This is a genomic window from Candidatus Cardinium hertigii, assembly GCF_050864915.1.
Taxonomy (GTDB): Bacteria; Bacteroidota; Bacteroidia; order Cytophagales; family Amoebophilaceae; genus Cardinium; species Cardinium hertigii_D.
In genome coordinates, this window is sequence record NZ_JBOZWY010000001.1 from 46,422 (window position 1) to 58,879 (window position 12,458).

The following is a 12,458-nucleotide window of genomic DNA, read 5'->3' on the forward strand; positions in this document are numbered from 1 at the left end:
ATAAATCCTTTTTTTATTGAAATATATTTATTTGTAATACGCTTATGATTGTATCTATTATTGTCGCGATGTCTTTAAATAGGGTTATTGGCAAGCAAAATAGACTGCCTTGGTATCTTCCTGCTGATTTAAAAGAGTTTAAAAAAAAAACATTAGGACATCATTTGCTAATGGGTAGCTATACTTTTCGTTCTATTGGTCGTATTTTACCTGGTCGGATTAGTATAGTAGTTAGTACAAAAATGGATCGGTCTGTTTCGGGTTATCATGTAGTACGCAGTATTGAGGAGGGGATAAGCTTGGCAAAAGGGGAAGGCGCGTCGGAATTATTTGTTATTGGAGGAGGGAAAATTTACGAACAAACTTTACCTTTAGCCCATAAAATTTACCTAACAAAAATCCATCTAATGGTATCAGGAGATACCTATTTTCCTTTGATAGGGGAAGAATGGGTTGAACGTATCATCGGTTCTTTTAAAGCAGATCATAAAAACCCTTATGATTATGAATTTATTCTATTAGAAAAGACAGGGATACAATAAATCTTTATTTTTTTATATGAGTAATATGGATTAAGTTAAACGTCCATTTTCCTTAATGGAATGGGATGTGCCTTTTTACATAAAAAAATAAAGTGAACTTGCTATTAAATAACCAAAAATGCAACTTTTTAAGTTTTTTTGTTAAATTGCATAGGTTTAAAGTTTAATCTAGTTAAGTCATTATTATAATAATATTTCTGAAATACAGAAGTAGAAGCTTACTCTATAATTTTAGATATCCACGTGGATTTGGGCATTGGGCAAACAGGTAAAATGCTTAAAACTGTGTAAAGCTGTCTTTAGGTAACGGCATGATTCCCATGTTTAAATCAAAAAAAAATAAAAAAGTAATTATGGAGTTCACGGTATCATCAGCTTTGCTTTCGCAGCAGCTCACGGCCATTAGTGGGGTTATCACCCGTAATCCAGTTGTTCCAATCTTAGAAAATTTCCTTTTTCAGATAACGCATAATCATTTAGTTGTTACAGCATCAGATTTGCAGACTTCTATTAGTGCTGCTTTAACGATTCAATCAGATACGCAAGTAAGCGTAGCGATACCTGCTCGTATGTTGCTTGATACGGTTAAGAACCTGCCAGAACAGCCTATTAAGTTAGAAATTAATCCCAATTCTTATACAGTTTCTATTCAATCAGATAATGGGCAGTATAAATTGGCAGGAGAGAGTGCGAATGATTTTCCCCAACTAGCTGCTTTAGAGGATGGTATAGCTTTAGACGTAGAAGTGGATGTATTGAAAAATATTTTGCAAAAAACTATATTTGCAACTAGTAATGATGAATTAAAACCTGCTATGTCAGGTGTATATATGGAATTCACGCAGGCTATGGCTACTTTTGTGGCCACCGATGGTCATCGGTTGGTTCGTTATATTCGTGAAGATCTGACCGTATCTGCACAAAGTCCAATTATCGTACCCAAAAAGGCATTGATGCTTTTAAATGGTCTAATAAGTAGTAGAGATAAACAGATAGGCTTTACTTTTGATCGGCATAAAATCCAATTTAGTATCGATAATATTAGTGTGATAGCTAGATTAGTAGATGAAAGATATCCAGACTATGAGAACGTGATACCTAAGGAACATACCAGTAAGCTTATGGTAAATAAACCTGCATTGGTAAGTGCCCTTAAGCGCGCTGTTATTTATGCCAATAAAGCTACCCATCAAGTAAAATTGACCCTTACCAGTAATGAATTAACTATTTCAGCAGAGGATTTGGATTTCTCTAATGAAGCAAAAGAAAATCTTATTTGTATATATGAAGGCTTGCCGCTAGAAATAGGATTTAATGCGAAGCTTTTACTAGATATGCTCGCTAGTATCCTCACAGAGGAAGTGGAATTCTTTTTCTGGGGAGCTAATAAAGCAGTTTTAATATTTCCTAAATCACAAAATAAACAAGAGGATTTGCTGTTATTGATTATGCCCATTATTTTTTAAACTTATTTTTATTGCGATAATCTGACGTTTGTAAATTAATTTTGATCAACGTATGTCTTATATCTTTTATAGATTTCAGTCACTGCTCTTTTTTTTATTACTTATTCCAAGTTTTGTTCAAGCAAGTTTGGATAAAAATCAGTCGAATACATTGATCCTATTATTTCATGGATTGGGCGGTCATGCGGCCTCTTTTAATACGATGAAAGAGAAACTTGAACAAGCTTTTCCTGCTGTTTCTGTCGTGGCTTTGACCAGTGTGGAAGGTGTGAAGAGTATAAACATTTCTATAGAAGAACAAAGTGCAATTAATTTTAAAGAGCTTTCTACTAAGGTAAAAGATTTAGCGCAAAAGTCTATCATCCTGATAGGTCATAGTCAAGGTGGTCTCCGTGCATATGCTTTCCTAAAAAAATATGGACACCTTAATATAAAAGGGCTGGTTACCCTAGCTACTCCGTGGGAGGGCGTTCCTGGAGCTAGGGTAGATGCGGAAATGCTTTCACACCATTTAACAGTTCCTGTTTTGAATGACCTACGTAAACTTTCGCTTGATCTTGGTTATTCTAAAACCGATCTTGAAAAGCAACTTATCTTAAATGTACAAGACAATCAGGCAGTATGTCTTTTTCCTGGTGGTAAAGACTTGATAGCGGGTAGTGCTTTTTTACATGAGGTCAAAAAATCACTTCCCAATGTATCTATTCCTATACTGGCGATAGGAGGTGGGCAGACTGATTTTAGTGCGTTGCTAACCAAGCGAAAACGCCATCGTTTCAAGGCTTTAAATGATATGTATACTTTTTTTGTAGTGGGTAAAAAACACCAGTACCATGATATGCAAATTCCCCTTTATAGCCAACATGCGCTTAATATGCTCCCTAAGACGAAGTGCAATTTCAAAAGAATTTTGATCAAAGATGCCTTTCATAGTACCCATGTTTTGGAGATACCGGTTCCAAACTATAAAGCCATGCTTGAACATCCTTCTGTTTTGCACGCAGTCGTACAATTCGCTAAAACCATAGTTAAGTAAATAAGCCAAAACATCCTTTCATTGCTTTATGCGTATAGTCTTTGGAGTAGTGTCTGAGTGGTCGAAGGTATCCGTTTCGAAAGCGGATGTACCGTGAGGTACCGGGGGTTCGAATCCCTCCTACTCCGCTTCTGGCTTAAGTATATAGATCCGCTACTATTTTGTGTAGCGCTTATCTAATAAATCGTATTTTTATTCCCATGTATACTCTTTAAAACATAGTTTTATATGGGGTAGGTATTGTAACCTTGAAAGCAACTATATCTATGCAAAAGTTATTAATAACGGGTGGAGCTGGTTTTATAGGTGCACATTGTATTCAATTGTTTTTGAAAAAATATCCTAATTATTATATTGTTAATCTAGATAAGTTGACCTATGCAGCCCGTAGATCTTTTGCACTTCAAGAAAAACCAAATTATTATTTTGTAGAAGGAGATATTGCCAATTTTTTATTGGTTGAAGCGTTGTTTCAAAAATTTAACTTTGATGGTGTGATTCATTTCGCTGCTGAATCACATGTAGATAGATCGATTGTCGATCCTTTTCTTTTTATAAAGACCAATATAGAAGGAACGGGTGTACTGTTACATGCAGCTTATAACCATTGGTTTAAAGCACCAAGACAGTCACAACACCTCAATCATCTATTTGTATATGTTTCTACAGATGAAGTTTATGGTTCGTTAGATCCACATAATAAACCGTTTACAGAAGCCGCTACGCTCGCACCAACTAATCCCTACAGTGCTAGTAAGGCAGCAGCAGAATGCTTAGTAAAGTCTTATAACCATACTTATGGACTCCGTACAGTTATTACCCGATCAACCAATAATTATGGACGGTATCAACATCCAGAAAAGTTGATTCCGATGGTATTGAAAAATGCATTACAAAAGCAATCTATTCCATTGCACGGAGATGGAAGTAGCATTCGAGATTGGCTACATGTGGAAGACCATTGTAGGGCTATTGATTGTCTTTTTCATAAAGGGCAAAGTGGCCAATCATATAATATTGGTGCCCATCAAGAGCAAACTAATCTTCAAATCGCCTCGATGATTTGCCAAATACTGGATCAATTGAAACCATTATATGGAAAATCTTATACTTCCCTTATTTATTTCACTTCTGAAAGAATAGGGCAAGATAGACGTTATGCAATTGATGCGAGAAAAATTAAAGAAACACTAAGTTGGACACCAACCATTCAATTGCAAATAGGCATTCAGGATCTTGTCCGCTATTGTATTGAACAAAATTGATATTTGAGCCGATTAAAAGTACCCTTTTAGGAAAATTTTTGATAATAAAGTAGCTACCCATTATTTTCTTCACAAATCTCTATGGCCTGTTCTGCTGCGGTTGTTAATGCTTCTACGATTTTAGCATTCAAATATTTCTTTGCTAGTTCAATATCTATGGTAAGCGTTTCTTGAGCCATGCATTTTAATTCATCTAAATACATATAGCTTTTAGCATGTCGTAGGTCATAAAGCCGTTCAGCCAGTTTAATACAAAGTATAAAAAGTTGTTCTCGATTGATTACTTGTTTAAACGCATTTTTGATATAAAGTCCACATGGCTCCATACTTTGTCGGTCATTTACTGCTAAAACACTCTCTACAAAAGAGTATATGTTCAGATCATAATTGGCTTTAATATAAGAAAGAGATAAATCTGCATAATGCACTAAGCCATATAGTAAAGTAACATAAATGGGTTCTGGATAAAACCGGATCCATTCTGCAACCAATTGTGCAATGCCTATCGAACGGACATACAATAGTTGCCCAGATGTATGGCGCTGAAAACCATAACATCGCCTTATTAATAGGACTATTTCATCGATTACTGCTCTACGCGCTTCAGATATTTCTAATATTTGATTGTACGATTTAACAAACACTTCTATGGATTGATCAATTTCTTTTTGGGTTATTGGCGCATTTAAAGGGCGTATATTAGAAATCATTGCATCTCTAACGTTTACTACATTACAAGGCACTACCATTAGCATAGCTCTTTTTTTAGCAATCGGAAAGCGTAGGTAGCCGTAGTGCGCACGAATGGCGCGTTCTATTATACGTTTTTCGATATGTATACGTTCTGCATCTGTATGACTACTGTGCCACTTAAGCTCTCTACCTTCTGTAATATCTTCATAATGATTTTTAACTTTGGGCAACATCATTAAAGGAGTAGTAGCGTTGCTGATTACCAATGCTATAGCTGGAAAGTTCATTTCTGAGTGGTATGTGCCTGTTCGTCTATTATTTTGCACATATTTTAATTGAGTGGTATATAATTGGATTCTTATACGTTCACTTTTCGAACTATCTAGGTTAGCAGTGCGTAAAATAATGGGAACTAATGATTGAATCATATGATTCATATCACATGTGATCTTTTTAGGAATGGTATTGTTTTTTATTTCTATGGCTAGCTTTGGAGTTGGTGATGCTTTACTTTCTAGCACAGCCTCTAGCTTAGCAATCAATTCATCTATAACAATTTCATTTGGAGTTAATAATATGTGCTCTAGATATCTGGCACGTTGCTTTAAAAAAGCAGTAAAAGTTACAAAATTGTTGATAATGCTTTGAAGGTCTTGCTTGTAAAACGGTCGATTGTCTAAATATGAAATAAGTTCGGTAGCATCTTGCATGCCTTTTTCTACAAAAGATCCAACCTTTTTTGTGTTTTTAGGAATAGCTTCTGCGTTTACATTTAGATTAGGTTTTATGGTTTCGTCTTGCTTTTTTTCTTCTCGAATTAGCTGGTTTTTAAAGTAATAGTTGTAAATTTTATGAGAGGTTATTTGGCGCTTATGGTAAATGATAATATTAAAAACTATTAAGCCAAACCCTAGTAGAAATAATAAAGAATCATTTGACAATAGGTTATTTAGACCTATGTTATACAGTTCATAGAAAATTATGCACAATGTACCAGCTACTAACTTTATGCTTATATAAAGGGGCAATACAAATAAAGCTGTGGATAAATGTGCTATAGATAAAGTTAATGCAAATTGAGGGTCTTGCACCTTTATCCAATGCCATAATACATTTATAGGAAGACAAAAAACAGAGCATATTACCCAAAATATACCAATTTTCCAAGCTCGTATTTTACTTTCTCGCGCTATTGTATAGGTTACAAGGGCGGTACCTACAAGAAACTGTAATATATACCAGTAAATAATAGTTTTCTCACTTATGCAATCTAATAGGGTGGTAAGTATAACATAACATCCTGTAAATCTAATTACTGTATGATTTGGTATCAGTTTAGCTAATTTTTCTTTTATAGAAATAAACTTTAATACATTTTTTATATATGCCTTTTTACTTTTGATAGCTTGTTGAATCGCTTTAATTTCATGTAGAAATTGCGTGTTATCTAAATCATCTTCCTCTAATGAGGTAGCAGGTAGATGCAAATAGAAAGCAATTACTAAAACGAATAGCAAAAAGGATAATGCTATAAGAAAAAATGCATAAAACGGCATTGTGCATGTGGAATAAATTACTAGAGAAACTAGTATAATATACAAAATAAACTATAGAAAGAATATACAGATAGCTATGATAGTACAATTCAAATATTATATGCACTTAGGATGATTTAAATAAAACGATATATACCCCTAGAAAATAATATCATTTGGAATTGTGATTATTTGATGGCTTATAGCTTTAGCTTATTAGATTTGGTTTTTACATTGGCAAAATATATAAATTGTAAAAAGTATTTAGTTATGGCAAATTAGTTGAATAGCCATACCATTTATACCCATAAAACTTATTATTTACCCATTATTTCAGCTTTGTGATCAGGTCTATAGCAATAGTTTACATCGTCAAGAGCCAGTCTATTGTATGCGATCTCTTCTGCAGATGGCTCTATTACTTTTGTTGGATCAGCATTATAATAGCGCTTTATGAATTGTTTAAAAGTATAGTCATCAGAATTAGGTAAACTACTAATCGCACTATTTTGGATGCCATGGATTACATAATCAACCCATTTAAGCTTTTTGGCCTGGTCACCATACTCTTTCCAATCTCCATACATAGATTTTTCATAGAGCTTTTTATTAAATGCTTCAAGAGATATGCCCATTTTTTTAGCTACTCTTCCCCCTAAACGTTTCCATATTTTATCTAGCTGTGTATAAGCTTCTTTTGTTGCCCTTAGATTACCATAAAAAAAGCCAGCAGGCTGATGATGTAAAATAGTAGCATTGGGATAAGCGTAAGATTTAGTAGCCAGTGTAGTAATCAAAGCTGCCATAGAAGCAGCGAATGATTTTACGACTACGTAAACAGGTGCTTTACTATACTCTATAGCTTGTAAAATATTGCAGCCTGCCGTTACATATCCGCCTGAAGAGTCGCCAATAACAAGAAATATAGGATATTCTTTGTTTTGATTATTAAAATAATCAATTTGATCTACAATATAATTTGCTTTCCAAGGTGTAATCATACCATTCAACTCAATACATCGATCAGAAAGCACTAAAGTATTGCTTTGCTTGATCAATGGATCTTTCAAGTAAAGCGGCTTTTTTTGAATGTATTTATCCCGTGTATTTGTCGCTTCTAAAACCTCTATTTCTGCTTTTAACCGATGACTGGTCTCTTCCAGCAGCTGCGCTTGCCCCTTTTCTAATTGTATTTTTTTATCTAACTCAGTTAACTGGGTTAGATACGGTTGCATTTCCTTCATACATCTAGCTTGCGCCAATCTTAGCTCAATAGTAAGCTTTTCTTGCTCCATATTTAACAAAAGCATAGCTTTATCATGTGCCCTGCGCACATTTTCATTTTCTATTTCCTTGTCTAGCTGTTGATGCTCCTTCTTAAGACGCAGTTGTTCAATTTGAGCAATAATAGTTGAAAGTTGCTTTTCTAAGCGCGCCCGGTCTAGTGCATTCTCTGCTTCTAGCTCATGTTGCAACTTATTTTTGCTAATGGCATCGGCACCATTTATATTAGTTTTTTTTTGTATCGTAGGGTATACAACGCTTACTTCTTTTTTTTTACTTTTTGTCTTATTTGCTAATGTTATATTATAGCACGTTAATAATATAAAAAAGGGAAATCCTAATCTTATTAACCCACAATTATAATTTAGACCAAACATCTTAAGTTATTTTGAGTTTGTAAATAATTGCTTTAAACGCTGTCCGGCTAGGACTCGAACCTAGAGTCTTCTGGACCAAAACCAGACGTGTTACCATTACACTACCGGACAATAGGTGTGTGATGTGCACCTACAAATATATGAAATATATTTTTTAAAAGTAAACATGTATCCGCTTGTTATAATTGTTTCTATTTTATGGCTCCTATATGGTATATAGCTTTTTTATGCCCAATAAATTTGGATAAGCTAATAAAAAGTGGTAGATTATAAGGGCCAGTAATTAATATTTTAACTAGTATGTTAATCTGGTAATTAACCTTTAGCTAATCGGATTGTTTCATAGTATTAGAGCTTTTAGTTTTATTGTATATTTAACTCAGCATTTTCAAAGCTTTTTTTCTATTATCCGAGCAATTTAGTATAATGCTTTCGTTTTAGATGGTTTTTTTATAGCTAAAAAAATAAAATGTTTTTTCGTACCCTACCTTTTATTTTGTTATGCATGTTTTTATTATTGAAGTCTTCTTTTAAGAAAGAAGAATCGATAAAAATTAAGCCAAATGACGCGATCATAGGATTTACAGGATGTTACGTTATACTGACTACTATATTAACTTATATACATGTCGGTTCTGGCTATTGGTATCTACTTCAATTTGTTACAGCTCTTTCGTTCATAGGTTATGCTATTAATTCCAACAAAAAAGGATTATCCGTCAAAATGGGGCGCGTTTGGTTGCTAAGTGTACTTTTTTGTCTTCCTGTAAATGTGCTTTGGCTCTGGTCGAGGACACTCCATACTTCATTGCCCTCTATATTGGCCTTATCTATAGCCCATTTGGTTGTAACTTTATTTATCTTACCCTTGCGTATAAGTGGACGGCTCGTAGCCTTTATGTTGCTGGTGATTGTTTACGCCATATATTGTAAAGGTAGGGATCTACTATTATTGAAATCGTCTAGTTTTTTAATATGTTTCTTAAGCTTAATGCTTTTTTTTATTATCGTTTATCAAAAACGTAAATTAGCTGATTATACTGGTTGTGCAAATTATTTAAAAGAAAAACAAATTCAAGAACAGGAAATAAACCAAACTGAATTTTCTTTAAACTCCAATCTAGAAACCATTCGTGATCATCCACAAGAAGCGCATGTTGTTATAGATCAGATGATGAAAGACATAACAAAATTTATTGCCTATTTAGACAATAGGCCAATTTATAAAGAAGATTTAAATCTCATTATAAATAATTTTGTTATTTGGGACATTTTTTTAAAGCAACGAGCTAGATCTAGAAATAATATTATCTTGATACCAAGTAAGGTTAGCCTTGATGAACTAATTCGAAAACTAGAGGTTGCACTAAAATTGGCATCTAAGGAGCATACTATTCCGAAGTTGATGATAGCGTTTAAAGATGATAAACTGCCTAAGAAAATTATATGTGATGCGAACCAGGTGGTTTGCTTATTGACATCTGTTCTACTAAAGATGGCTAGTTTAGATACTTCAAAGAATGGCTTTGTAAGTATTCAATGCTATACTACTTATTTAGAATATGAGGTGGCGCGATTTTCTGAAGACAAATCTACTACAGATGTGTGGTTTCCTGCTATAGCACTAGTGATTGGTCATGGCGCTATTCCTGAAGAAGCGTTACCTAAAATTAAAAATTGTTATCAAAATATTGCGGAAGGTAGTCAGTCCAATTGGCATAGTGTGGTTCAAAAAGAATCAGAATGGACTAATGTAGAAAAGCGTAATATACAGCAGATTGTTCGTACCCATTATGGTTATTTACAGTTTCCAACTACTCCTAAAAAACCTATGCTTGTAGTACTTCCTTGTAATGTAGCTGCTGTGCGGGATAAAATGATTGCTGGTATAATACCTTCAAGTACTTCTATTGGCTCTAGGGAACTCAAGACATCTATGGTCGTTTTAAAGAAGGCTTATAACAGTCTTTGCACACTGGCTGATATGCGTCCAAATGTATTAGATGAACTTTTTTTATTGATAAGGCGTTGTTATGGTTTTAGGCGTCATGCGTCAGGACAATTATTCTATGTCCGTGCATTAGGTATTGCTGAATTAATAGCAAAGTGGGTACCTTATCAACCTAAACCAGTTTATTTTAGTTTGCTTTATGGCTTAGTACGTTATGCAGGCTTACCACTTCCTTATGTTAAAGCCAATTATAGTATAGACGTTTATTCCTTTGTAGAAAATATTATGTCTGTCAATAAGCGTCAAGATATGGAACCATGTGGACTTTATATAGGTAACCGCCTTAAACGGGTCATCAACACAGAACAACTCTTTGTGCCTTGCATTAAATTTGCTGAACGACTTTATGATTTACGTCATGCCAAAGACTATATTTCTTTAGAAGAAGTAAAGCATATGGCCCAAGAAACACTTACAATAGATATTGAACTTGGAAAGAAGTATTTAAATGCAAACATCGTCGAAGAATTAGTAGAAGCAGCCAACCAGGCGCTCCAGGCTTGTAAAGGTATATGTTAGAATGACTAATATTTTTTATTAGCCTAGTAAGTTGTAATGTATTTTTAATGCAAGTTGCTTAGACCTATAACTTCCATCTCCATCGGCTACTCCAGAACTTATACAATTTTTGATTAGGCTTGATTGTCCTAGTTCAAAATCAATATCTATTAAAAAATGGCCTAAAGCTACCCCTATGCCTAATATATAGCCATTGATCTTTTTCTTATAGCTTTCTATAAGCTCATTGCCTTTAAATTCCGTATTGTTGTATAGCTCTCCCAAAGGGATTCGAAAAATAAGACCAATATGAGGACGGAATACATTAAAAACAGGCATCCCAATTGTTAAAGGTGCCTGAATATATTTGAAGCAATTACGATCTGGTTTATTCGGTAATGTATGCCAATCTAATACAAACAATCCATCTAGTTTAGCATATAAAAGCCAAAGATCTAACTGTGCAAACCATCCTATCTGCAGTGCTAGATTGTCTGTAGTAGTTTTTAAATTTTCTTCTTTTAAATTAAGGGTAGTATAAAATCCAGCTATACCCAAAGATGGCCCCGTAGCCAACCCAACAGCACTTGATGGATATACTCCGGATGTGCAAGCTAGAAAAAAAAAGGCTAGCATGGATTTTTTTAGCTTCATTGCTTTTATGTACATAACTATTCTTACTGTGAAAAACAATACCCACCCTTACCATTAGCGCTAAGGCGAGGGGTGGCTTGTGTTGGATCGAGATTGCTGATCTTCATGGGTAGTAGCTACTTCATCAGTACCACTTGGCAAAATGGCGCTATTTAATGCTTCTTCGCTCTGTGCTTTAGCTAAATTAGGGCTCTTATTCGATAGTGGTGCATTTTTGAGAAAAATAGAAGACAATAGCGTTAAAAAAAGCAATAGGCTTACTAGTACCCAAGTAAATTTTTCTAAAAAATCTACTTTTTGATTGATTCCAATGCGCTGTATAGAAGCTGCGCTTCCGCCTGAAGGTGTGATCCGTTCTTTAGGTTCTTGCAGTAAAATAACAGCAATCAATAGGATGGCTACGATAATAATAAATATAGTAAGTAGATTGAATATAGACATAGCTAAAGATCATTTTTTAAGCTAGAAATGATATCCTCAATATACGATTTTTTTTCAGGATGCTTTGCCATTAAATGGTTATAAATTTCAATGGCACGTTTATATTTTTTTTGTTGGACCATTATTCTAGCTAATGTTTCGGTTGCAAAACGATCATCTAAAGTAGTGTCTTGTGCACAAAGATCTATACAGCCTTCCTCTTTTAATGGTGTGACTTCTACAAAGGGGTCAAACTGCAAATTTTTATTTAAAATCGTATCAATAACATAGAACTGCTTAATGCTATTTTTATTTGTACTATTTTTAAGTGATTTTTTAGCAATTATTTCTAAATGGTTATTAGTGGTAGCGGCAGTTTGTTGCATAGCCTTATCGTTGTCGTTTCTGACTATTGGTGGTACAGAAAGTTTGTTTTCTAACCATTTGCGCAACTGTGTACGATCAATCGCATAAGTAGCAGCCCTCTGAACCACATGCTTTTCTACATCTTTTTCTTGTCTATAACTTGCTTTGGCAAGTAATGCATGGGCTAAGTAGAAGTACGGGTAGCTTTCGATAAGGGCTTCTAAATCGGGTATATCTTCTGGCGAAAGTGTTGCAGGATGCGCCAGTAATTTTAATAGTTTTTGAACTTGCATGGTAAAAAAGTTTAAAGT

At 34.3% G+C, this 12,458-nt stretch carries 10 protein-coding genes and 2 tRNA genes; 6 read left to right on the forward strand and 6 right to left on the reverse strand.

Translation table 11 applies throughout. From position 1 onward, the window contains the following. Positions 1 to 44: 44 nt before the first annotated feature. The 5 genes from ACRRVD_RS00185 (at position 45) to rfbB (ending at position 4,309) form a co-directional block, all read left to right on the forward strand. The gene (locus ACRRVD_RS00185) at positions 45 to 542 is read left to right on the forward strand and encodes a dihydrofolate reductase (RefSeq protein ID WP_432461175.1); all 498 of its coding nucleotides are present in this window, start codon (positions 45 to 47) and stop codon (positions 540 to 542) included. A gap of 353 nt (positions 543 to 895) precedes the next feature. After that, positions 896 to 2,008: a DNA polymerase III subunit beta gene (gene dnaN, locus ACRRVD_RS00190; RefSeq protein ID WP_432461176.1), complete on the forward strand. Its 1,113-nt coding sequence runs from the start codon at positions 896 to 898 to the stop codon at positions 2,006 to 2,008. Positions 2,009 to 2,060: 52 nt separating this feature from the next. Further along, positions 2,061 to 3,044, forward strand: a complete 984-nt coding sequence (locus ACRRVD_RS00195; RefSeq protein WP_432461177.1) for an esterase/lipase family protein — start codon at positions 2,061 to 2,063, stop codon at positions 3,042 to 3,044. A 43-nt stretch (positions 3,045 to 3,087) separates the two neighbouring features. Then, a tRNA-Ser gene (locus ACRRVD_RS00200) sits at positions 3,088 to 3,172 on the forward strand. A gap of 138 nt (positions 3,173 to 3,310) precedes the next feature. Next, complete coding sequence (rfbB, locus tag ACRRVD_RS00205; protein WP_432461178.1) at positions 3,311 to 4,309, forward strand: dTDP-glucose 4,6-dehydratase; 999 nt, start codon at positions 3,311 to 3,313, stop codon at positions 4,307 to 4,309. A gap of 53 nt (positions 4,310 to 4,362) precedes the next feature. On the opposite strand, the gene ACRRVD_RS00210 is transcribed toward rfbB, so the two are convergent. From ACRRVD_RS00210 to ACRRVD_RS00220, 3 genes are all read right to left on the reverse strand, one after another. After that, complete coding sequence (locus tag ACRRVD_RS00210) at positions 4,363 to 6,519, reverse strand: HD domain-containing protein (RefSeq protein ID WP_432461179.1); 2,157 nt, start codon at positions 6,517 to 6,519, stop codon at positions 4,363 to 4,365. Positions 6,520 to 6,854: 335 nt separating this feature from the next. Continuing rightward, a complete protein-coding gene (locus tag ACRRVD_RS00215) occupies positions 6,855 to 8,198 on the reverse strand; it encodes a ClpP family protease (protein ID WP_432461180.1) in 1,344 nt (447 codons plus the stop codon). Between the two features lie 39 nt (positions 8,199 to 8,237). Further along, positions 8,238 to 8,309, reverse strand: a tRNA-Gln gene (locus tag ACRRVD_RS00220). A gap of 358 nt (positions 8,310 to 8,667) precedes the next feature. Between ACRRVD_RS00220 and ACRRVD_RS00225 the strand changes: the two genes are divergently transcribed. After that, positions 8,668 to 10,728 (forward strand): hypothetical protein, encoded by a 2,061-nt coding sequence (locus ACRRVD_RS00225; protein ID WP_432461181.1) that lies wholly within the window; start codon positions 8,668 to 8,670, stop codon positions 10,726 to 10,728. Positions 10,729 to 10,746: 18 nt separating this feature from the next. Here ACRRVD_RS00225 and ACRRVD_RS00230 read toward each other — a convergent pair whose 3' ends face one another. From ACRRVD_RS00230 to ACRRVD_RS00240, 3 genes are read right to left on the reverse strand one after another with little or no spacing between them, the layout of a single operon-like run. Next, on the reverse strand, positions 10,747 to 11,361 hold the full coding sequence (locus ACRRVD_RS00230) for a hypothetical protein (protein WP_432461182.1): 615 nt from the start codon (positions 11,359 to 11,361) through the stop codon (positions 10,747 to 10,749). Positions 11,362 to 11,421: 60 nt separating this feature from the next. Then, a complete protein-coding gene (gene secG, locus ACRRVD_RS00235; protein WP_432461183.1) occupies positions 11,422 to 11,802 on the reverse strand; it encodes a preprotein translocase subunit SecG in 381 nt (126 codons plus the stop codon). 2 nt (positions 11,803 to 11,804) lie between these two features. Then, a complete protein-coding gene (locus ACRRVD_RS00240; RefSeq protein WP_432461184.1) occupies positions 11,805 to 12,440 on the reverse strand; it encodes a DUF8458 domain-containing protein in 636 nt (211 codons plus the stop codon). Positions 12,441 to 12,458: the final 18 nt, after the last annotated feature.

What these genes read in the sequence shown, in the direction of transcription:
- ACRRVD_RS00185 (WP_432461175.1), top strand. Translation starts at nt 45, where the DNA reads ATGATTGTATCTATTATTGTCGCGATGTCTTTAAATAGGGTTATTGGC.
- ACRRVD_RS00230 (WP_432461182.1), bottom strand. Translation starts at nt 11,361, where the DNA reads ATGAAGCTAAAAAAATCCATGCTAGCCTTTTTTTTTCTAGCTTGCACA.
- ACRRVD_RS00240 (WP_432461184.1), bottom strand. Translation starts at nt 12,440, where the DNA reads ATGCAAGTTCAAAAACTATTAAAATTACTGGCGCATCCTGCAACACTT.
- secG (WP_432461183.1), bottom strand. Translation starts at nt 11,802, where the DNA reads ATGTCTATATTCAATCTACTTACTATATTTATTATTATCGTAGCCATC.
- ACRRVD_RS00195 (WP_432461177.1), top strand. Translation starts at nt 2,061, where the DNA reads ATGTCTTATATCTTTTATAGATTTCAGTCACTGCTCTTTTTTTTATTA.
- ACRRVD_RS00225 (WP_432461181.1), top strand. Translation starts at nt 8,668, where the DNA reads ATGTTTTTTCGTACCCTACCTTTTATTTTGTTATGCATGTTTTTATTA.
- rfbB (WP_432461178.1), top strand. Translation starts at nt 3,311, where the DNA reads ATGCAAAAGTTATTAATAACGGGTGGAGCTGGTTTTATAGGTGCACAT.
- ACRRVD_RS00215 (WP_432461180.1), bottom strand. Translation starts at nt 8,198, where the DNA reads ATGTTTGGTCTAAATTATAATTGTGGGTTAATAAGATTAGGATTTCCC.
- dnaN (WP_432461176.1), top strand. Translation starts at nt 896, where the DNA reads ATGGAGTTCACGGTATCATCAGCTTTGCTTTCGCAGCAGCTCACGGCC.